Genomic DNA, 23,759 nt, shown 5'->3' with positions numbered 1-23,759 from the left:
TGGTATGATAGTAAAAAAGAGGTCGAAGAGGGTGTAAGCAGTGAAGCATTACGATGTGAAAGTTGTTTCTCTTGAGTTGAGAAATGTGAAGAACGTGAGATATGGAAAAATAGATCTGGATTTGAACAACGATGACATATTAGATGTTCAGGTTGTTGGACTTTATGGGCAAAATGGTTCGGGAAAAACAGCGGTAGTAGAAGCGTTTAGTATTTTACAATTACTTTTAAATGGGCAGGAGTTGCCTTCTAAAAAGCAACGCCTTATCTATGATGGGCAAGAAAGTTTATCGCTTGTTTTTGAATTCATTTTACAGGCTGAAGATGAAATTAACAAAGCTATTTACCATGTAGAGCTAGAATATGAAGAAGAAAGAATGGTCGTAAAATCAGAGAAAGTGAAAACAAAAGGCAAATCATATGGGAAGATGTTCTCTTATACCCGTGATGAATCCAGCTCGATAGAATTGCGTCAAAAGCCGAAACAAGAAGTTGAAGTGGTTCTTAGTGGTATAAAGCTTCTTTCTCAAGAAGTAAAGGGTTCGTTATTTTTCAGTAAGATTGTAAGCAACCAATCCAAAAAATTATTTAGTGGAGTGGACTTATTAGTATATATAGCATTAAAGGAACAATTCGCTAAAAATTTATTAGTGATTAAAAATTTGCAAGAAGGGGTATTTCCTTCTTATTTATTTAATGACTTTACTTCTAAACCTGTTGAAAATAGCACGTACAATGTCAAAGATGCTATTAATTTATCAAAAGAACAATACAAATATCTATCTAATGTCATAGAACGCAACAATGTAGTAATTAGTTCCATCATTCCAGATTTAAATGTACACCTTAAAAATATGGGGGCAACGACGTTACCCAACGGTGAAGAAGGAGTTCGTGCTGAATTTTTATCCGAAAAAGGAGATACAATATTGCCTTTGAGTGCTGAATCAGCAGGGACCTTGAAATTGTTTGCGATCACAACATCGCTAATCGCTGCTTTCCATAATTCATCGGCATGTGTAATCATTGATGAATTAGATGCTGGAGTTTTTGAGTACCTACTCGGAGAATTAGTTGAAATATTCCAAGAACATAGCAAAGGGCAATTAATTTTCACATCTCACAATTTACGGGTGTTAGAAAAATTGTTACCACAGAATATTTGGTTTACGACGACGAATGAAGAAAATAGATATATTAAATTTAAAAAATTACAAAAAAACAATAACATGCGAAATGTGTACCTGCGTACGGTTTTAGTAGGTGGTCAATCTGAATTTTTATACGAAGAAACCAATCCGCTTAAAATTATTCGATCTTTCATTGAGGCGGGGATCGATGATGGCGAATAAGCTGAAAAAAGTTCTGTTTGTGATTGTCGAAGGCGAATCTGACGGCCTTTTATTTTTCGATGAGCTGGAGAAGGTATATCCCAAAGATTTGTTGGTCATAAAAGCGTTTCGAGGGGACATCTTCACACAACTTGAATTACAAGGTGTAGGCATAAGAGATCGTATAAGAGACTTCTTTATTAGTAAGATGGGAGATCTACAACCAAAAGATTTTTTGGGAATATTGCACTTTTCAGATACAGATGGGTCATTTGTAGGTGAGGATAAAGTCTATGTTGATCTAGCCCAAAAGGAAGCCATCTTGTACAAGAATGATGGGATTTATGTCAATACAACAGTTCAGAAGTTGAGTATACATCACCGAAATCAAATAAAAAAGACCAATACGAACAATGCAAAAAATATTACCCAAATAACTTACAAGAAAGTGCAAATTCCGTATAGTTTGTTTTATTTATCACAGGAAGTAGAACATGTAATCTTTGATGAGTTAAATGTATCACAGAATTTAAAGATCAGGAAAATGGTAACATTCTTAAAAAAAGTTAGGGAAACACAAACGATTAATGACCTCTTGAAGAGCCATTTTCCTCCGCTTGCAGAGGAAGTAACAGATAAGTATAAGGAATCATGGGATTACATTTTTAATGCAGATCATTCGCTTCAAAGGTGTACCAATGCAATACTTATGTACGAATACATTGATAAATTACTAAGCCCATAGTGACCTGGCGGATAAGCTCGGTTCCTATGGGTTTGTGCTTATTAATTTACAATCCAGATAAATATTTTTCATCCATCTTAAAAACCGCGAAGCAGTGATGCTATGCGGTTTTCTTCTATTTATTGGATTATTTTTCATTATCCTTTTATTGGGCTGCTGTAGACTTATTGTAGGGTTTAATGCATTTTTCAGAAAGCAAAGGATGGAGTGGAGCAAGGAATGCGGAAATTGGGAAATAGAGTTATGACTATGATATTGGTGATTATGGTCGTGTTCGGCGCGATCTCAGGCGGTGGAGTTGGAAGCAGGAAAGTTTCTGCGGCAATTGATTTTTCAGGAGAGGGGTCATTCAGCAAACCGTACCTCATCGGAACGGCCAATCAACTGAATAAAGTCAGGGGCAGTTACTTGGATGGGAATCTTTATTTTCAGCTGACAGGTCCTATTGATTTGAGCAGTTATGCCGCACCGGGCTGGGTTCCTATAGGTAATCAGGACACGCCATTTAAAGGTCACATGGATGGTAACGGATATCAAATAACGGGGCTAACGATACATAATGGCGATTTCTCTGGCTTATTTGGGAGTATCGGAAATGGAAGTTCTGTTGCGAATATGAAGCTGGAAAATGTATCTATTCATAGTGGTTATGCAGTAGCCGCGTTGGTTGGTTTGAACGATGGAGGAACAATAGAAAACAGCTTCGCTACAGGAAGTGTGAGTGGAGACTATAGTGTAGGCGGTTTGACTGGCAGCAACAACAATGGAGAGATTAAGGACAGTTATGCTGCAGTGGATGTGAGCGGGAGCGAAAACGTAGGCGGCTTGGTTGGTGATTCCAACAGCGGAATTATCAGCGGCAGCCATGCTGCAGGGATTGTAAGCGGAAATAAATATGTAGGCGGCTTGGTTGGTTACAAGTCAGATGGAACGATCAGCGGCAGCTACGCTTCAGGCAATGTGAGCTTGGTCGCAAGTACGGATAGGAATGCTGGCGGCTTAGTTGGATACAACGAGAATGGCACGATCAGAGACAGCTATGCTTCAGGGAAGGTAAGCGGAGGTGAAGTGATAGGCGGCTTGCTTGGTTCCAGCCGAAGTGGGACGATCAGTGACAGTTACGCTATAGGGGATGTGAGCGGAAGCTTTGTCGCAGGCGGTCTGGTTGGGAACGCGTCTTATGGCAAAATTACCAACAGCTACGCTGCAGGTAATGTGAGCTTGCTACCAAATCCTGCTGTTGCCTATGGGAGTCCCTATGCAGGTGGCTTGGCTGCTACGAATAACAACGGAGAAATCAGCGGCAGCTACGCTACAGGTAATGTGAGTGGGACGGATGAAAGTTATAGTATAGGCGGTTTGATTGGCAAAAACGATAATTCCCAAGGTGGAAACATCCTGAATAGCTACGCCACAGGCCATGTGAACGGCGGTAATTCAAGTTTTCAAGTGGGCGGTTTGATTGGCTTCAGCACGAGTGGAACTATTAGCTACAGCTATGCCACGGGGAATGTGAATCTGAGTGGAAGTGATTTAAGTACTCAAGTGGGCGGTTTAGTTGGCGACAACAATGGAGGAACAATCAGCCATAGTTTTGCCACAGGGGAAGTGGGTGGGAGATATGAAGTTGGCGGCTTAGTTGGGACTAATTATAACTACGAGAGTGGGGAGGTCAAGAGCAGCTACGCCTCAGGGCAAGTAAGCGGAAGTGCTGATAGTGAATATGTAGGCGGGTTGGTAGGTAGGAACCGATATGGATTTATTAACGATAGTTACGCCTCAGGGCAAGTGGCGGGCAATGAGAAGGTAGGAGGTTTGACCGGGCAAAACGGCGGCGGAATGATTAACAACAGCTACGCCACTGGGAAAGTGAGTGGAAGTATCGATGCAGGCGGTTTGGTTGGAGAAAGACTGGATAGTCATCTGGGTGGCGGGGGAGTGGCTACCAACAGTTTCTACGACACGATGACAACAGCACAATCGGTCTCTGCAGGAGGCCTGGGCCAATCTACTGTGCAGATGCAGGCTAAAAGTACTTATGAAGCAGATAGTGCTCATATTTGGGATTTTGCGAATGTATGGACGATAGATGCCTTGCATAATAACGGGTATCCTTATTTGTCAGCTATTCAGGTTTACTTGGACTATGACGGGAATGGGAGTACTAGTGGAACTGTTCCGACGAGTCATTCTTTCATGCAAGGTGTAAAAGCTGACGTTTATTCCGGCATGATTAACTTAATCAAGCCAGGCCATGTTTTCAATGGATGGAACACGCAGGCGGATGGCAATGGCGTTTCCTATAAACCGGGGGATTCATTTGCTATAGCTGTTAATACGATCTTGTATGCGAAATGGATTGTACCCAATTCTAATGCAACGCTGACTTCCACGATCGGAAATGTAAGTATAGGAGGAACAACTAGCGAAAGCATAACGGACATTCCCTATGGTACAACGTTAGCTGCATTTAAGGCAGCAATTACGCCAGCAGCGGATGCAGTGTTTGAAGTTTATGATGCAGATGGAGTAACCGCAGCTACCCGATTGGCGACGGGCAAGAAGGTTATCGTAACGGCGACGGATGGAACAACGAAGACAACGTACACGGTGAATGTGAAAGCGAACGATGCGAATGAGTTCCTATCATTCGGTTTGCCTGAGCAAACCGGTTCTGCCATCATCGATGCGGTTGCACATACGGTAGAGATTGAAGTGATGAGTGGTGCCAGCGTGAACAACTTGGTGGCAACGTTTGTTTTATCGGCAGAAGCAACGGTGAAGGTCGGCACCATAGATCAGGCAAGCGGCACGACCGTGAACGATTTCACAAATCCAGTCACTTATGTTGTCAAAGCAGAGAATGGTACTGTGCAAAACTGGAAGGTTACTGTAACCGTTGCGGTAGGTACCGAAAATGAGATTACAGCATTCAGTTTAACTCAGCAAACCGGCCAAGCGGTAATTGATGCTACCGATCATACAGTTGCGATTCAAGTGGCTAATGGCACGAGTCTAACCAACTTAAAAGCTGTGTTCACTTTATCTGCAGGAGCCACTGCCAAGGTCGGGACTACGGATCAAGTGAGCGGCACGACTGCAAATAATTTCACGAATCCGGTTGTTTATGTGGTTAAAGCACAGAACGGTATTACGCAGAACTGGACAGTTACCGTAACCGCTGCATTTAGCAGTGCGAAAGCTATTACGGCATTTAGCTTTCCTCAGCAAACCGGTCCAGCTGTCATTGATGCCACCGCGCACACAGTTGTGATTCAAGTGGTGTACGGTACCAATGTAACCAGCTTGAAGGCCGTGTTCACTTTATCTCCCGGAGCTTTTGCGAAGGTAGGTTCCAGGGGGCAGACCAGTAACTCGACAGTTAACAACTTTACAAACCCGGTCACGTACTTGGTGAGAGCAGCGGATGACAGCACCCAGAACTGGATCGTGACGGTAAATGTTGCGGCGGCGAGCAGTGTGAAGGACCTGACGGCGTTCAGCTTCCAAGGATTGTCCCCAGCGGTAGTAGGAACGATTAATGGCGCGAATATCGCATTAACCGTGCCTAATGGAACAGCCGTGTCGTCCTTAGTGGCAACGTTCACGAGTTCCGCAGGGTCGACGGTGAAGGTAGGTTCGACCGCGCAAGTGAGCGGAACGACGGCGAACGATTTCACTTCGCCAGTGACATATATGGTCACTGCGCAGGATGGAACGATGGCATCCTATACAGTGGTGGTCACTCGGTCTGCTGCTCCGGCGGGCAATCCCAGTTTGAGCGGATTGACGCTAAGCAGCGGGGGATTGACCTTAATTCCCGATTCTGTGACGGGAACAACGTATCATTTTAATGTGACTAATCCAATCTCAAGCATGAATGTTACGGCTAGCGTGTATGATCGCAATTCCGCCATACTGGGTAGCTTGTACAATAATGGTAATGTCCTTGTGGTAGGTCCATTTAACTTAACTACTGGTCAGGCAACACAATCGCTGCCGCTTGATATAGGTAATAATCGAATGGAATTAGTGATAACAGCTCTAGATGGTTCAAGTAAAACTTATCTTGTGTACGTGAATAGAGCAGCAGCGGTATACAGCAATGGTGGAGGAGGCGGAAGCGGTCCTAGTAATGTCGGAACGATATGGGCAGCTCGCGGTGGAACGTTAATCTTAAATGGGGTCCAAATTGATGTGCCGCTAGGCGCAGTGGATACCGATACTCAGGTTACAGTGAATAAAATTAGCGGCACTTCCAGCCTGCCTTCTGACAATTCAATGGGCTTGGCAAGTGAGATCTACGAGATTACCAAAGATAAAGCCGGTGATTTCATCAAGGCTGTCGTTATTACCTTGCCTTTTGACAAGGCAAAGATTGATTTTTCTAAATCATCAGCCGCACTTTATGGATTGAACGAGCACAACCAGAAGTGGGAGCTGCTGGATGATCAGAAGATAGATCAGACCCAAGGAACGGTATCCGGATCTATTCGTCATTTTACGAAGTTTGCTGTTCTGGTAACGGATAAAAAGACGACGACTAATCCCCCAGTAGAAGTCGTGAATTTTGGCGATATCAAGGGGCATTGGGCCGAAACGAGCATTCGTGATTCGATTCAACTAGGCATAATAGATGGCTATTCGGATCATACGTTTAAGCCGAATAATCAGATCACAAGAGCTGAGTTTGTTACTATGATTGTAAAAGCCTTTCATCTACAGGCACAAACAGGGAAAGCTTTTGGCGATACGCAGGCTCATTGGGCGCGAAATGCCATTGAGATTGCTGCCGCACTGGGCGTGGTTACGGGATATAGCGCAAGCGCCTTTGGTCCTGACGACTTGATTACCCGCGAACAAATGGCGGTAATTGCCATTCGCGCTGCACAGATCACCGCTGCGGGGGACCGTATAGACAGCTTTAAGGATAACGCTGAAATATCTGACTGGGCTCGCGCCGCGCTAGCTGCAGCAACGGCTAAAGCTTTATTTAACGGATACGAGGACGGCACGTTGAAGCCGAAAGCGAATACCACACGCGCTGAAGCGGTGACTATCATTTTAAGAGCGATACAGCTTAAAAAGTAGGTATTAAACGAATCAGCCTCTACCCTGGCAGCAGGATATAAGACCCGAGAACAGGCAGAACTGCTATATTGCCACTTTGGGAGGATTTTTAGACTTTTATATGGAATAAATAAAAAACAATATGGATTCTGCATAAAAGAAAGAGGGAGACCGACTTCGATGAATAAACACCTAACAGAGCAATCCTCCTCCATCTCTAATGAACTAAGATCTTCCCTAAACGGCTATAAAAGCATGGTCATCTGGTTCACGGGCCTATCCGGCTCTGGAAAATCCACACTGGCGCAAGCGCTGGAACGGAGACTTTTCGCTGATAAAAAGATTCGCTCATACGTACTAGACGGAGATAATCTCCGATTGGGCCTAAACCAGGATCTCGGATTCAGTGCCGAGGATCGCAAAGAGAACATCCGTCGAACAGGCGAAATGGCGAAAATACTCGTGGATGCGGGCGTAGTCGCGATCACTTCCTTAATTTCCCCCTTCCGTGAAGAGCGAGCAGCTGTGAGGCGCTTGTTTGCTGAAGATGCTTTTGTCGAGGTCTTTGTGTCATGTTCACTGGAGGCCTGCGAAACCAGAGATCCGAAAGGTTTATATCGCAAAGCACGTAACAACGAGATCGCTGACTTTACGGGGATAAGTTCACCGTATGAGGAACCCATCGCACCTGATCTCGTCGTTCCCACCGATCGATTGAATGTGGATGAGTCTGTAAGTTTGATTCTTTCCTGTTTGATAGAACGCGGGTTGTTGTCTGAGTAGGAACAGCCTCCCAATCTGCGACAAATAAGAGCCCTTAGGGGCTCTTATTTCACTCCAATACCCCTTATATCGCAAATAGCAGCTCCCAAAGGTTCTTATTCCTTTGAGTAGCTGCTATTTGTCGTTATCTGCCACTCTCAGCGTTCTCCTAACCATCTATTTAAACTAGCTAATTTCAAGATTCCATACCAGACTCACATGAAGCCCCCCAATTAGATACCTCCAAGGACTCTTAATCCGCGCCAATAGTCCCTTTTATCACAAACTGAAGCTCCTAAGGGCTCTTATTAGTCGTCTTGTCGAAAGTCTTCGTTTTCCCAAGCCGCAACGACCTTGTTTTTCCCTGTCTTCTTCGCCGTAATCTCGGCCATATCTGCCTGCTCGATAAGCTGCTCTACGGAGCTCGGCTGGCAGAGCTCGAGGGAGGAGACCCCCACGCTGACGGTGATCGTGTAAGGCCGCCCGAAGGCGAATTCCTTCTCAATCTCACTGCGCAATTGGCGGGCGATCTTGAGTGCTTCTTTGCCATCAGTTTTTGGCAAAATAAGAATAAGCTCCTCGCCGCCGTAGCGCCCTGCGATGTCGCTTTTCCGTAAATTGAAGCGGAAGATATCGGCAATTTCCCGCAGTACGCGATCACCTTCGGGATGCCCGTAGTCATTTACTCGCCGAAAGTTATCCACATCGATCATGATAACGGATAGATCCAGCTGATAGCGGCTGGAAAGTTCGAACTCATCTCTCAGCTTCTCCATGAAATGGCCCCGCAAATAAAAGCCGGTCAGGTTGTCGATGACCATCTCCCGATGGAGGAGAACGTTAATGATGTGCGGTTTAATGAACGAAAGGAAGTGCTCCATGTGCTGGAGTTTCGTTTTGGTCATGCCATCCACATAGACCTGCAGCGTGATCGTTTGATCACCGCGCTGAAAAAGGGTGAAGGACAGCGTGGTACTGCCCTCACTGCGGGTTTGATAAGCCACTAATTCATCGTGGTCTCTTAATCCGGATGCGGTAACGAAGTACTTCTGCTTATCGTGCAGCAAGTTGTAGGTAACAGCCAGCTGAATTACCGGGAAGTAGTCAAATAGCGCTTTCGTCAGCCGCTGCATGGTCGTGACCAAATCCAAGGTTTCTGTCACTTGCTCGCTTAGCTCGATGATAATCTGCAAATCGAGCGATAGGAGCAGCCACTGTTCGCGGTCCGCAATCATTTTCAGTACAAAATCATTCTGCATGATAGCCGGGGTAGCCGGAGAGAAGGAAGGTTGAATGACGAGTTCCATACATGCCTTCAAATAGGGCTGCCAGTTGTCTTTTTGAATCATTTGATAGCCATTCAAGGCCCGCCTTAAATACAGCATGGCAGACTGTATGTCTCCTTCGTGCATCGCCCGATCAGCTGAAAGCCGGTAATAATCCGGCCAGAAGACATCATAGGCATACCGTTTCATATAGGTTTCAAATTGTTCAAATCCTGCCTCCACGTGCTCCGATTTAAGCCTTAACAGCAAAGCGAGCAGTTCGCGATAAGCCCAACCTGTGAAAAGGCCAGAGTTGTTTTTGGCAATAAATTGCCCAAAAAGCTGGCAGGCCATGTCCAGATTTCCGCGGCTTGTCTGGAGCAGCGCCTCCAAGAAAACCGCGTTATGCTCATTTTCGAGCGAGGCAGGAATGTGAACGGGTTGATGCTGCCGGAAAGCGGCATAGCCTTGAAAGACGGATAGCAGGGCCTGGCTAGACTCTGTAATATGCTGAGCAATCAGAATCGTTTCCAACTCGTGAAACGTTGTCCACTGCTCCCATTCCAGCGCGAAGAGAAGTTGATTCGTCAAATAATTCTCGGCCAAATCCTTCCGCCTCAGCTCGTCCACCTGGACAACGCGTTCCTTGTGATACAGATAACTTGCCATATCGCCTTGGTTCAGGGAGAATTCCATCGCGTTCAGATGGCCGACTTGTTCCTTGAGCGTGTAGCCAGAGCGCTTGGCGCCCTCAATCCCGTGGTACACATACTTATTGATCAGCTTATTATTGCTTTGGTAGGAATAAACGTCATACAGACGGAGCATCAGATCCGTATGCGGGGACGTATCCAGCAGCGGCTCCAATTTGGCGGCGATCGATAAAGCCCATTCCTCGAGCTCAGGAAAGTGGATCAATAGATTGATTGCATAATAATTCGAAACTTCTGCGAAATGGCGCAGTGTCAACTGGTTTCGATTCGGATACACGGTTTCCATATAGAAAATATGGAGCTGACTCATTTCTTCATCTTGCAAGGGGAAGCAGAAATTGCTGGTGTTCAATAAAAAGGCTGCTCTGACGCGATTCTCCAAAGCTTGCGTTGCATCGAAGATGTAAGGAAACAGCTTATCACGCAGTTCATATACGTCTTCTTTGTTTTGAATGATGCGCAGGAACGTCCATGCAAAGCGATCCGTAATTTTACCGGTATGTTCATAAACGGTTGAGGCTAATTGTTCTGAGAGCGTAAATTGATTCAGAAGATGGTAGATGCGACTCAGCAGCCGATCCAGGAAAATAAGATACGGCCGTTCGAGCTTTTCGAACAAATATTTAATGCGCTCCAGCAATTCAATCTTCTGACTGTACGAAAGAAGCGAGCGGATTTGCTTGTAATATTTTAACAACAAATAGTATTCGATTTTGTACTCACTGGCCAAACTGGAGAGCGTTATAAGCTGCGGCAGGGCAAATGGGCGAAACTGATGTTGGTAGCGCAAAGCGGTTTGATAGTAAGCTGTTAGGGCAACTGCTCCAAGCTGCTCCAAGACCAATTGCGTGATTTCGCTCGAGATAAATACGCTGTCATTGTGACTGACATGAGCAAGCCCAAGCTCAGCTAATCGCGTAAGAGAAGGCAGCACGCTGCCCAAATCCTTCTCATTAGCAGTGAACATGGAAAATAGATTGATGGGCATCGGCAAACAGCACAGGAGCCGCAATAGTTCTAGTTCTTCAGGGTCCAGTTGAGCGATGCGACCAGCAAACAAGCTTGGAGGATACAACTTTTTGTCATCCAGATGAAAAGTCGCGGTCTTGTGCCAGCCGCTTTCAGTAAGCAGAATTTGCTTAGATGAAATAAGCTCCTCGAGAATAATTCGGCAGTGGCTTATATTCATTTTGTTCGCATGCAGCCAGTCTTGGAGATCACAAAGCAGTGTAGAATCAGCACGGCCGAGCTGCGAGGCAAGCAACTGCTTATAAATGGCCGGATCAGAATCAAGGATATTCAACGTTGGAAAAGAAAGCTCGGCAAAATGCTGAGGAAGCTGGCTGCCGCTAAACGTAAAATGCAAGCTGGCCATGACGCGCCCTTGCTCTCTCCAGAAATTCCGCAGAATAAGCTGAGAATCTTCATCGAAATGCTCGCAGTTTTCAAAAATGTAGTAAAACTTCTGAACTGGAAACAAGGGGATCACCGATGAAAAAAACAGAACCAGCCACTCTGTAACCAAATAAAGGATATCATCTCCTTCATAATGCTTCTTCAGCAGTTGATCGAATTTCCGCGATAAGTTGCGCAGCATGGTCACGGATCCGGGTAGAATCCCGTAGGCTATGTGCAAGGTTCGAGTCACGACTTCCCGCAAAGTGGCGTAGGGCAGTGACTGGGAGACAATTTTGAAAAAGTAACCATTCTCAAGCACTTCGTTAATATGCTGCGTGTAGACATCGAAGCGAATCGCTTCATTTTCACAGATGAGTCCTAATAACCGTTCTCCGCCCGATTGCAGAAAATAACGGAAATGTTCCCGCTGTTCCTCGGTTACAGGCGCCGCAGCCGGGTGCAGCAAATTCTTCCCAACGTAGGTGACGGATTGATTCTCAGGGGGCATGTCCAGACTGATCAGAATGAGATCAGCAATTTCATTGGCAAATAGAAAAGACTCCGGCTGAGTGCGAAGACGCTCAACAAGCGGTTGAAGAGAAGCCGGAATTGATCTGTAAAGCGATTGGATCAGCAGATAAATAGCTTCAAAGTCCGCCACGCGCGATAGGAGAAACCTTCTGGCGTAACGTGAAAATGAAGCGAACGGATAATCGGTCAACAAATGATTGATAAACTCGTTGGCCGACGGGAAGGGTTGAACATCGATGATAATGTGTAAGGTTTGCGGATGGAAAAACAGCATGTCGGGCAGTAAAAATCCCATGTAAAATTGTTCTTCATGCATAATAGAAAGCGCTTTACAGAGTGAGACAAGCAGCTGCCCTTTTGCCGTATCACCGAGCTGCTCGTTTCCTGCATCGGAGAAAGGGAGGTAACCCTCTGGTAAGAGAGGGAGCTGGATATGAAGATTATCGTGAACTAGCTGCCACTCTGTCGGCTGGCGGAAGAATGATCCCTTGGCTGCTGAAGCCCAGGCGTGCAAGCGGTTATTAATTTGTTGATAGTGGAAATATTGCCATAGCTTATGATCAATGTGCATAACGGAATGAGCAAGGGTATGCGAGTAGGTGAGATGGCGATTAGTTGGGAGCGTTTCGTGGTTTGCAGGCGGCATCTTCCCCCTCCTCCTTGTATAGGTATGAAGAAATTTATTATGTTATGGTTAATAAATACGAGCAATGAAAAGCGGTTTCTCAATTGTAACAAAAATGTGCGACAAATGGGAGTGGTATGTGGCTATTGCAAGGTTGCTTGGACGTATACCTGCTTGGCCTATGAGAAAGCGCCTAAATGTTGCAAATATAGGCATTGGTACATTCCTTGGACTAGGCATAGACGTATACTATCTCAAACCATCAGAGGAGTTGACGTATCAATGGCTTACCAACCGAATCAACCAATGCAAGGAAAACAATTTCAGTGTCCACCGGCTGACCCTATAATGACAGATCCAGAAAGAGTGGTCAGAGACTTCTACCACCCGCAAAAGGTGCAAGTCATTCACCCAATTCAAATTGTAAACAGACATCACTGTGTTCCTGTCTATGAGCACGTATATACGTGTTCTGAGGTCGACGAGTATTGCGGTACTCACCCGCACCCGCATCAAGGCATGCTGCGCAAATAAGATCCCAGGCAACCCCTGAACAGAATCGGAATGATTCGGTTTAGGGGTTCTTTTCTTTGGAGAAGGTGTCCATGAGCAAAGGGATTCGGTATAATTAAAAGATGAAATTGTCGAAATGCGGAGGAACACCATCATGTCAGAGTTAGCGATAGACTGGAATCATTGGACGGGGCGGATCCGGTCTTATTTTGACAGTACCATTCTTGAACGAGGTTGGAAATATTACCGGGATGGCGTTGTAAGGGCTATAGAAACAGAAGGGGCATCAGTGATTAAAGCACGTGTCTCAGGATCTAGAAGCTATAAGGTCCATCTCGATTTAAAAGCATTCAGCAAGAGCACCTGCAGTTGTCCTTATGGTGCTACGTGCAAGCATATGGCGGCAGTCTTATTTAAAGTCGCAGAGCAAGAAGGATATGATCCTAAAGAGCTCAGAAATCCCAAGCAAACCAGTTCCAAAACGCAGTTTGAATTCGATCTTTCCTCCAAAAAGGCGGTCAAACTGCCCAAAGAGACGGATAGTTGTGAAGCGTGGGTGGCCTATTTTGAAAAGCAATATGCCAATTCCAAAATTTACAATGCGTTCAGCTTGGAAGAACTGTACATGCGCGCCTGGGGGCAGCTGAACAAGTTGGCAGATGATTGGGAGCCCGCCATACGCGGAATCTATGACATTCAAGTTAATCTGTATCTCATGAAGCTGTGTGATGCATTGATGCAGTCCAAGTCTGGGATGTATGATTTCTTTTATAATGCGGAGTACTTTTTTGCGAAAATAGCGAAGCACAGCCGAGAACGGCTGCATACCGCTTTATGGGAAATCAATGTTGAGAAAGCGCAGACCAAGTATCCCGGGCATTTGAAGGAAATCGGGGCTTACTTGGCTGGATTTATGGATGCAGAAGCCTTCAATTCCCAAAGAAAGTGGTATGACCTCTATAAACTCCTATGGTCTGAGTTGCTGAATGAGAAGAGTCTAGTGACGGACGAGCTTACTAGACTGCGGTCAATCGTTGCGGCTAGAAGACGGGAAAGCTACGGTCATGAGGCAGCCGTTATGGCTTTAGCCCATTTTGATATGATGAGTGAAGAAGATGAGAACGCTTGGGAGCGGGTTACGCAGGAATGCTTGTCGATCGTGCCGAGCGATTGGTTTGGCTATTTGAACATATTTCTACAGGAAGAACAAGGGGAACGTCTCTTGAAATGGCTTCGCTGGTTAGGGCCGGAGGTTCAGAAGAATGCGGCTCATTATGCAAGTGATTATTTGTTTTTCTGGCAAGAGGCGTCACGATATATGGATGTTGAAGATGAATATAGACAGGCGATGGTGACCTTGCTGCCGGCGAGTTATCGCGATTATTCGAGCTTCCTCTTTCAGAAAAAAGAGTACAAAACGTGGGCGGACCTCTGTCTGCTGCTAAACTTAACACCACTGCAAATCTCGGCTGGAGAATTGCAACTTGTTGAGAAAGCGGACCCGCGCTTAATACTGCCTATTTATCATTATGCGGCTGAAGAATGCATCCAAGCAAAAAATCGTGATGCTTACCGCGAGGCTGTTAAACTGCTTAAAAAGCTAGCAGCCGCCTATAAAAAGTTGAAGCAAACGTCTCGATTCGAGGCTTATATCCAGTACTTAGTGCAAGAGTATTCGCGCTACCGTGCATTTCAAGAAGAATTGCAGAAAGGAAAGCTTCTACCATGATCAGCTTGTCACAGATTCATATCAGTCTGGAAAGGTTTCCTAGAGGGAGCTTCGTCTGCTACGGAGAAACAGAAGAAGCCAATATTGTTCCAGGCTATAGGCTTAGAAAGCTGCTATTTGCTTGGCATGAGCGGTCTTTTTATGGCAATCAGCTTAAACAGGTCCATTCCTCACGCGGAGAAGGCATAGAGCTAAGCCCCTATATGACGATGGACTACTTGGCGGAACCGGGCGTTTTATTGCATGCCAAATTGTCCTGGGATGCGGGTGTGCTGCTGATGCAGCAAGCAGCTTTAATCTATAAAGAAGCGCTGGCAGAAGGCTGGTACATGCCCTCTTTTGAAGAATGGCGCGAGGGCCGGATAGGCTGGAAACTGAATCTCCCGGACGAGAAAATGGACGAGTTTCAGCAGCTTCTCAGTGAGAAGCGGGTCAATGAGACTTTTTGGCGCCAATGGTTCGATGACATTGTGGGGGAGATGCTGCATCAGAATCCTGATTCTGAGATAAGTACAATGTGGCGTGGTTTGGTTGCAGGGAACCTGTTGCTCAGAACAAGTGATCCGGATTTTGATATGGCTAGAGCCCATGCCAGCTGGATGCAAGAGAAAGATTGGCTGTTAGCTATCGGTTGGACACAAGACAATACTCCTTATCGTATTTGTGTGCAGTTGGTGGAGCCATATGCGGAAACTTACGTCGATGGAACGACAACAGCTAAGGATAACGGCGCTGATTGGCGGCTTCGATTCATCGCACAGGACCGCAAGGATGCAAACCGAATCGTGGAGTTCAGTTCAGCGGGCAATAGCTTGTCTGGACAAGTTCCTGCTGCATGGAAGGAAACGATGGAAATGAGCATCCAGGCACAGACAGAACGCCTGCTGCGTATTCTTCCTCAACTCGAGAGTGAATTCCAAATCGGAAAAATTAATGAGCAGTTGTCCGATGATCAAGCTTGGGAATTTCTGACCGTATGGAGTCTGCAGCTCGTGGCGGCCGGCATTTCAATCTTTCTGCCATCATGGTGGGAGGAACTCCAACGTCTGCGTCCACAGCTCAAAGCGAAGCTGAAAAGCTCAGTCGGCACGCGAAAAGCGATGTTCGGGATGGATCAAATCATTCAGTTCGACTGGCGTGTGGCACTGGGTGGCGTGATTCTGTCAGAAGAAGAATTCGTGGAGCTGGCAGAGCAGAAAAAGCGGCTAATTTATATCCGCGGCAAATGGGTGCAGCTGGATCCTGTCTATCTGGAACAGATTAAGGCCACGATGCGCCAAATGGAGAAAAAGAAGGGCCTCTCGTTCCGCGAAGTTTTGGAGATGCATCTGATCGATAGCGGAGAGCAAGAGGAAGCGGATGCGGATTCGGGGCAATCGGCCAAAGAAGAAAAAGCCGAGATGAAAGTCCGCGTTGAACTGAACAGCAGCTTGAAGACCTTGTTGAAACAGTTGAACCAGACCAAGTCCATCCCGCTTGTGGAGCGGATTGAGGGCTTGGAAGCCGATTTAAGGCATTATCAGCAGGAGGGCGTGTCTTGGCTCCTATTTCTGCGGAAGATCGGTCTAGGAGGCTGTCTGGCGGATGATATGGGGCTTGGGAAAACGATTCAGTTTATCGCCTATTTATTAGCGATGGAATCGGGTTCAACGCCGTCTCTGTTGATATGCCCAACCTCTGTGCTGGGCAATTGGCAAAAAGAATTGGAGCGTTTCGCGCCTGGGCTGAAGATCCATCTCCACTACGGTGCGCAGCGGGCCCGTGGCGAGGAATTTGAAGCTTCCATTCAGGGTGCAGACCTCGTGATAACTTCTTACAATATTGCCCAGCTGGATGAAAAGGAACTGTCAAGTGTCAGCTGGGATGCCCTATGTCTGGATGAAGCGCAAAATATCAAAAATGTCTACACCAAGCAGTCCCAAGCGATACGCGGTTTGAACGCTGTACAGCGCATTGCCCTGACGGGAACGCCGATTGAGAATCGATTGACAGAGCTTTGGTCGATTTTTGATTTTATTAATCCAGGGTACCTGGGTACCCTGAAGCACTTTACCCATCAATACGCGGGGCCAATTGAGAATAGTGAAGAAGATTCGCCGCTGCTCTCTGCTCGCGTGCAGCGTCTGGTTCGACCGTTCCTGCTCAGACGGGTCAAAAAAGATCCAGCCATCCAATTGGATTTGCCGGATAAGTATGAGTCCAAAGCCTACGTGGCTCTGACCCCTGAGCAGGGGGCTTTGTACGAAAACGTCGTGCAAAGCTTGATGGAGAAGATCGACAGCGTAGACGGGATCGAGAAGAAAGGTTTGATTCTGGCTGCGTTGATGAAGCTCAAGCAGGTTTGCGACCATCCTTCGTTGTTTCTGAAGGATGGGGTGGGTGTTGGTGCCGGTGCCGGCGGTGGTACAGCCGGCACTGGGGCGGCGCGCTCAGCGAAGCTGGAGCGGCTGCTTGAGATGATCGACGAACTCAGAAGCGAAGGAGGCAGCTGCCTCATCTTCACCCAGTTCGTCGAGATGGGCCACCTCCTGCAGGCGCGGATCGCGCAGGAGCGGGGGGAACCCGTGCAGTTCTTGCACGGGGGGCTGAGCAAGGCGAAGCGCGATGCGTTGATCGCGCGCTTCCAGGACGCGACGCTCCCGGCAGAGGAGCGCTGCCACATCTTCATCCTCTCGCTGAAAGCAGGAGGAACCGGGCTCAACCTCACCGCGGCGAACCATGTGTTCCACTACGATCGTTGGTGGAACCCCGCCGTCGAGAACCAAGCCACTGACCGCGCCTTCCGCATCGGTCAGACCCGCGACGTGCAGGTGCACAAGTTCGTCACCTTGGGCACGCTTGAAGAGCGCATCGATGAGATGATCACGCGCAAGAAGGGCCTCAGCGACCAACTCATCGGCACCGGCGAGAACTGGGTGACGGAGATGTCCACGGGCGAGCTTCGCGAGCTGTTTGTTTTGCGGCGCGAGTGGATGGAGAAGTGACATGTAAAAAAGCGCCACATCGCTGTGGCGCTTCTTTTCTATTTCGCTGCGAAATTAGTCGCAACAATCGCTTCAATATTCTGCTTCTCAGCCGGATCCTTGGCGATCAACTTGTCATAAAGCGGTTGATCCTTTGAGCCTTGTTTCTGCAAGATAGCCAGATACCATCTAATCAAAACACGATTCGTCTGATCATCTAAATTTTCTGTAATATGCGGTTGAATGTTGGCTGCTGCAGCAGCCAAATCCCCGCGCATAAAGCTGATTTGTCCAACACTTAATGCAATGTTTGGAGTAATTACAAACTCGCGACCTTGTGCTTGCTCTTTAGGAAGGTTTTTCAGCGAGTCTACGCGAGATAGAACCTCTTTGTAAGTGGCAAGAGCACTATCCAAGCGTGTGTTGTATTCCTGCGTGTTGTTCTTCTCTCTAGCTTGGTTGGCCAGATCAATATTCAAAGACATACTCTTCTCATACATATCCGTGTACCAAGGGTAGTTAGGAATCTGAGCATTTGCCCAGTCCAGAGCTTCCTGCTTCTTCCCTTTTACAAGGAGCATATTCAGCTGCTGCATAGCAACACTACGGTTATGCGGTTCTTTTTTCAACAACTGATTCAGAAGATCTTGAGCTTGATTCGTAAAAGTTTCCGCTTTCGCCGGATCTTCCTTCTGCACTTGATTAGCAACCTGAAGCAGAATCCCGATTCTGCTAACCTGTCCTGTTAACAAATAATCCGGATGGGCAGGATGCAGGGAAATCGCTTTATCTAGCGGCGTTACGATTTGATTGTAATCCTGACTTTTTTTAATCACTTCAAGCGTTTGTTTATACGAACTGTTCGCGGAAACCAACGTTGCCGAAATGAAGAAAAACACAATCGACAGAACCGCCAGAAGCGCAGGGAAAGCCTTGTGAATCGCTATCGATTTCGACTTTAGTCGAAGCGGAGCTGATGAACTGTTGCTCAGCATGCCACCGAGTGCAAGGAACAGAACGGCACCGAGATAGACATAACTTAAATCAAAGTCAATCATACTGTGAACCAAGAGCGAGATCGTCACAATGAAAAAGAGGAAATGCAGATCCCGTTTCTCCTTTGCGCTTTTAATGTAACTTCTTATATAGAACACGAGAACCGCGATTACGAACCCGACAAAAGCAAGGAAACCAAGCGCCCCAGCCTCAACCAAGTATTGCAGAGCAAAGTTATGAGCCTGACGACTTGTATACGGGTTGTTCTGATATTTCTCATATAAAGAAGCCCACGCACCACCACCGGCACCGATAATCGGATAATCCGACCACAACTTCACCGCATCTTTGTAAAAAGTTCCGCGCTCCAAAACGCTGTGCTGCTGGAAGTTAATATTCTCGACACGCGTCTTCACGTTATCGGGGAGAATGTTTTTGAAGCCTGTATCATTGATGATCAGAACGGCTCCCACAACACCAATCACAATGGCTGCGATCGGCAGAATGAAAGTTGCATACTTTTTAGCATCAAAACGAGCTGTTATTCGCTCTAGCCAAGGAGCCACGAAGAGTTGGATAACGATAGCCAGTGCAGTGAAAACTACAGAAGCTAGCAGCAAAATGGACCAGCCATGCCAAGATTCTGATGCACTAGGCGTTTTTTGCAAGCCAATCCCGATATCGGTTACCTTTTGTAAAATGATAAGGGACGTAATGAAGGCTAGTGCTAATTGCACAAGCGCCAAAATTTGTCTGCTTATCGAAAAGAAGAATAGCATAATCAAGAAAACAACCGGAATCACTACAATGGCGCCGCGGGAAAGCGTCAACCAGAAGGACACGATGATTGGCACCAGCAGGAACGCATGTGGTAGAACCGTGTACCATTTGCGAGACTTAACAATAAAGAATAAGGCTGATAGAGATAACGTAATTAAAAAGGCAGCATACGTATTCGCATATTGGAAAACCGAGGTTAAACGAAGCCCGTTCGAGTCCGTCATAATCGCATCACGGTACAAATAAGCACTGGACGCATCCATAAGCGCGAACCATCCAACCAGGTGTCCGGCGAAGTTTCCATTGCCCAACCAGTACAAAAGTCCGAACACAACAACAAAGTAACCGGAAATCATAAATAATGCGGCAACAATCGACGTGCCAAGCTTGTTTTTTGTCAGAAATACACCTAAAATGAAGAAGGTTGCATACAGCATTTGGATGTACACCATATTAGTTGCCAAATAGTGAGATGCCGAATTCGACAAAGAAATCACATAAGTCAGTGGCATGAGTAAGACCAAAATAGTGAGTACATCTTTTTGTTCATTAAGTTTGAATACAAAGAAAGCTAGGATGGCAATCAGCAATAAAATGATGGAGGACCAGACCGATGCCGAGTAAATGGAACGCTCGAAATCATAAGTTCCACCATTGAACAACGCCCTTTGAAATGGCGCCCAGAACATAAACAAGCCTGTAAAAACTACTAAAAACCAAAAGATGATAGAGCTCTTCTCTGTCGTTATTGTTCCATTTGTTTTGGCACGTGAAGCCGTGTAGGCATTTTTACTTGCACTCATTGACGGATAGTCTCCTTTTTGCTAAAGTTCGACTTTATTTTAGCATAGTTGGAAGGGAGTTTCCAAATAGTGTTTTTGATATTTATGAAGGAAAATTACTTTGGTGGTGGCTGTCTCAATGAAGAAACAATTATTTCGTTATTTGTATAAAGCAGCCAGTGTGTTAAAACCGGTATTAACTCGTTTTTTACCTGCACGAATTATACATTACGGTAAATCAATACTGTTGAAATCAGCTCAACCTGCAATGAAAAATAAAGAAAAATTAATAAGCACGCAAGCTTCAAAAGGAATAAATTTACTTGGCTATGCAAGAGCTGAGATGGGTGTCGGTGAGTCTTGCCGCTTAGCAGCCAATAGCATTAATGCTGCTGGAATTCCGTTCGGGATCATAAACTTCTCTGGAACCAGCAGTTCCAGAATGTCTGATTTAACGTGGGCTTCCCAAGAAATTGAAGATCCGAAGTACGATGTTAATGTTTTTCATATTAATGCGGAACAAATGCCAGAAATTAATTTACTATATGGGAGTTCATTGTTTGAAAATAGATATAATATTGGTTTTTGGCACTGGGAATTGCCCGATTTTCCTGATGAATGGCAAGAAAACTTCAAATATGTAGACGAGATATGGGTCCCATCGACTTTTGTTCAAAATTCGATTTCTATCAAAAGTCCTGTTCCCGTTATAAAGATTCCACACTCTATTGAAGTGAGGATTACTGACTATAGATCAAGATCCTATTATAATTTACCTAGTGATTCTTTTTTGTTTCTTACTATGTATGATTTAATGAGTCTTAAGGAACGCAAGAACCCAAATGCCTCCATCGATGCTTTTAAGAAAGCGTTTGGACCAGAAGATATGGATGTTGGATTAGTAATTAAAGTGAATGGATTTGTAAGTGATTCCGAAGAAATGAAGTCTCTAAATGAAATGATCCTTGATTATAAAAATATTTACTTAATTATTCAAACCATTAGCCGAAATGACATAAACGCACTTATTAAGAGTTGTGATTGTTTCATTTCATTACATAGGAGCGAAGGATTTGGACTTGGGTTTGCAGAGGCTATGTTTCTAGGAAAGCCAGCCATTGGTACGAATTGGTCATCAAACACTGATTTTATGAACGGGAAGAACTCATGTCTTGTAGATTATGAACTTGTTCAACTAGGAAATGATTATGGACCATACAAAGCGTATCAATATTGGGCTGAACCTAATATCCAACATGCAAGTGAATATATGCTAAGGTTAGTTAATGATTCTGAGTACTATAACGGAATAGCTCAAGAAGGAGAATTATTTATCAAAAAGTTCCACTCACCTTCAAATATTGGGGATTTGATTCAAAAAAGATTGGACCATATCTATAAATGGAAGTTCGGGGGTTGAAATGACTACTACTTGTTTGATTATGGCTGGAGGTAAAGGTGAGCGTTTTTGGCCTCGAAGCCGTGTGAATTTACCAAAGCAATTTTTAAATATTTCCGGTAATAAATCCATGATTCAGCAAACCATTGAACGATTGTTAACATTTATTCCAATAGAGCAGATATTTATTATTACGAATGAGTTATATGCGGAATTAATTAAAGCACAAATACCAAATCTTCCAGTTGATAATATTCTAATTGAACCTGTCGGTCGTAATACAGCTCCCTGTGTTGGCCTAGCTTCGATAATCATTGAAGAGAAATTCCCAGACAGTTCTATGATTGTAATTCCTTCTGATCATATTATTAAAAATGAGGAGGAATTCGTCAAAATTTTACAGACTGCAGTTGTGGTGAGCAAACTTGGAGAGAACTTAGTTACACTAGGTATAAGTCCAACTTATGCGGAAACTGGATATGGATATATAGAAAGTACAAGTGAAGCGGTTGAGATTAATACTACTACTGTATATAAGGTCAATCGATTTGTTGAGAAGCCTGATAAGGATAAGGCGGATAGTTATTTAAAAGCAGGAAATTATTATTGGAATAGTGGAATATTTGTGTGGAGAACAGCTGTCATTCGTGAGTACATTAAAAATTTAATGCCGGAATTACATGATTTGTTAGAGACAATGAAAGCAGCTTTCGAATTCAGAGAAAAAAAAGATGTGATTCGTGCAGAGTTTTCAAAAATGCCTGACCAATCCATTGATTACGGAATTATGGAAAAGGCAGATGACATCTATGTTATACCTTGTGTTCTCGGATGGGACGATGTAGGCAGTTGGACTTCACTTGAACGGATAGATGAACTCGATGAGAATGGAAATGTTATAAGAGGTAATACATTAAACATAGATACCAAACGGTGTATTATTGAAAGTAATGGTAAACTTATTGCTACACTAGGGGTTGAAGATCTTATTATTGTCGAAACTGATGATGTGACTTTGATTTGTAAAAAAGATAAAGCGCAGGAAATAAAGTCTTTAATTAAAGAATTGAAAATTCAAAAACTAGAGCAATATCTGTAATAACAAGTTTTTTGTAAACTATATCTTAATTACTGCCTAAGGAGAAAAACACATGACAAAGCGTGCACTTATTACGGGAATAACAGGACAAGACGGATCTTATCTGGCTGATTTATTGTTAGAAAAAGGCTATAAAGTATATGGAATGCGTAGAAGAACTAGTATACCCATTATGGAAAATATCCAACATATTGAAAATGAAATTGAGTTTATTAACGGTGATTTACTCGATGTAAGCTCATTAATTAATGCAGTGAAAATTTCTAATCCAGATGAGGTTTATAATTTAGCTGCTCAATCATTTGTTGGCACATCGTGGGATCAGCCTTTATTGACAGGTCAAGTTACAGCAATAGGTGTTGCAAACATTTTAGAGGCTGTACGTATTGTGAAACCAGAAGCTCGTTTTTACCAAGCCTCAAGCAGTGAAATGTTCGGGAAAGTAGTGGAAACGCCGCAGACTGAAACAACTCCACTATATCCAAGAAGCCCATATGGGGCAGCGAAAGTCTATGGTCATTGGATGACTGTGAATTACCGAGAAAGCTTTGATATGTTTGCTAGTTCAGGTATTTTATTTAATCATGAGTCGCCGCGGCGTGGTGTGGAGTTTGTAACAAGGAAAATTACAAATGCTGTGGCAAGAATTAAATTAGGACTTCAAAGCGAATTGCGCCTTGGAAATTTAGATGCATTAAGAGATTGGGGCTATGCTAAAGATTATGTTGAATGCATGTGGCTAATGCTTCAGCAAGAATTGCCGGATGATTTTGTAATAGCTACTGGTGAAATGCATTCAGTAAGAGAGTTTTGCGAGATCGCCTTTAGTTATGTGGGGTTAAACTACCAGAATCATGTTGTTACGGATCCTAAGTTCTTTAGAGCGGCAGAAGTAGATCTATTATTAGGAGATCCTACGAAAGCGATCCAAAAACTGGGTTGGAGTCCACAAAAAACGACATTTAAAGAACTTGTACATCTAATGGTCGATTCGGACTTACAACGAGTTAAACACGCGAATAACTATATAACTAACGTAGGAAGTATTGTTTAAGAAAG

12 protein-coding genes are annotated in these 23,759 nt (G+C 44.8%); 10 read left to right on the top strand and 2 right to left on the bottom strand.

From position 1 onward, the window contains the following. The first annotated feature begins 40 nt into the window (after positions 1-40). From LOZ80_RS25820 to cysC, 4 genes are all read left to right on the top strand, one after another. A complete protein-coding gene (locus LOZ80_RS25820; protein WP_238167353.1) occupies positions 41-1,351 on the top strand; it encodes an AAA family ATPase in 1,311 nt (436 codons plus the stop codon). After that, positions 1,338-2,075: a hypothetical protein gene (locus LOZ80_RS25815; RefSeq protein WP_238167352.1), complete on the top strand. Its 738-nt coding sequence runs from the start codon at positions 1,338-1,340 to the stop codon at positions 2,073-2,075. The genes LOZ80_RS25820 and LOZ80_RS25815 overlap by 14 nt, the downstream gene beginning before the upstream one ends. Positions 2,076-2,318: 243 nt before the next feature. Beyond that, positions 2,319-7,166, top strand: a complete 4,848-nt coding sequence (locus LOZ80_RS25810) for a GLUG motif-containing protein (protein WP_238167351.1) — start codon at positions 2,319-2,321, stop codon at positions 7,164-7,166. A gap of 159 nt (positions 7,167-7,325) precedes the next feature. After that, positions 7,326-7,928 (top strand): adenylyl-sulfate kinase, encoded by a 603-nt coding sequence (gene cysC, locus LOZ80_RS25805; protein ID WP_238167350.1) that lies wholly within the window; start codon positions 7,326-7,328, stop codon positions 7,926-7,928. A 287-nt stretch (positions 7,929-8,215) separates the two neighbouring features. Here the strand turns inward: cysC and LOZ80_RS25800 are convergent, their stop codons facing one another. Continuing rightward, positions 8,216-12,460, bottom strand: coding sequence for a GGDEF domain-containing protein (locus LOZ80_RS25800; protein ID WP_238167349.1), 4,245 nt, complete (start codon positions 12,458-12,460; stop codon positions 8,216-8,218). A gap of 261 nt (positions 12,461-12,721) precedes the next feature. Between LOZ80_RS25800 and LOZ80_RS25795 the strand changes: the two genes are divergently transcribed. The 3 genes from LOZ80_RS25795 (at position 12,722) to LOZ80_RS25785 (ending at position 17,665) form a co-directional block, all read left to right on the top strand. Next, the gene (locus tag LOZ80_RS25795; protein ID WP_189010090.1) at positions 12,722-12,973 is read left to right on the top strand and encodes a hypothetical protein; all 252 of its coding nucleotides are present in this window, start codon (positions 12,722-12,724) and stop codon (positions 12,971-12,973) included. Between the two features lie 133 nt (positions 12,974-13,106). Continuing rightward, positions 13,107-14,681 (top strand): SWIM zinc finger family protein, encoded by a 1,575-nt coding sequence (locus LOZ80_RS25790; RefSeq protein WP_238167348.1) that lies wholly within the window; start codon positions 13,107-13,109, stop codon positions 14,679-14,681. Continuing rightward, entirely contained in the window at positions 14,678-17,665 is a 2,988-nt protein-coding gene (locus LOZ80_RS25785) for a DEAD/DEAH box helicase (protein ID WP_238167347.1), read from the top strand. Before LOZ80_RS25790 ends, LOZ80_RS25785 begins: the two co-directional genes overlap by 4 nt. Positions 17,666-17,703: 38 nt before the next feature. Here LOZ80_RS25785 and LOZ80_RS25780 read toward each other — a convergent pair whose 3' ends face one another. Continuing rightward, complete coding sequence (locus tag LOZ80_RS25780; protein WP_238167346.1) at positions 17,704-20,223, bottom strand: O-antigen ligase family protein; 2,520 nt, start codon at positions 20,221-20,223, stop codon at positions 17,704-17,706. 118 nt (positions 20,224-20,341) lie between these two features. Between LOZ80_RS25780 and LOZ80_RS25775 the strand changes: the two genes are divergently transcribed. Genes LOZ80_RS25775 through gmd form a run of 3 tightly spaced genes read left to right on the top strand, consistent with a single transcriptional unit; the run spans position 20,342 to position 23,754 of the window. Beyond that, on the top strand, positions 20,342-21,622 hold the full coding sequence (locus LOZ80_RS25775) for a glycosyltransferase (protein ID WP_238167345.1): 1,281 nt from the start codon (positions 20,342-20,344) through the stop codon (positions 21,620-21,622). A 1-nt stretch (position 21,623) separates the two neighbouring features. Further along, positions 21,624-22,700, top strand: a complete 1,077-nt coding sequence (locus LOZ80_RS25770) for a mannose-1-phosphate guanylyltransferase (RefSeq protein ID WP_238167344.1) — start codon at positions 21,624-21,626, stop codon at positions 22,698-22,700. Positions 22,701-22,752: 52 nt separating this feature from the next. After that, positions 22,753-23,754, top strand: a complete 1,002-nt coding sequence (gene gmd / locus LOZ80_RS25765) for a GDP-mannose 4,6-dehydratase (protein ID WP_238167343.1) — start codon at positions 22,753-22,755, stop codon at positions 23,752-23,754. Positions 23,755-23,759: the final 5 nt, after the last annotated feature.

The organism is Paenibacillus sp. HWE-109 (assembly GCF_022163125.1).
GTDB lineage: Bacteria > Bacillota > Bacilli > Paenibacillales > NBRC-103111 > Paenibacillus_E.
Note: the sequence above shows the minus strand (reverse complement) of the source record. Positions and strands in the feature narration are given on the sequence as shown.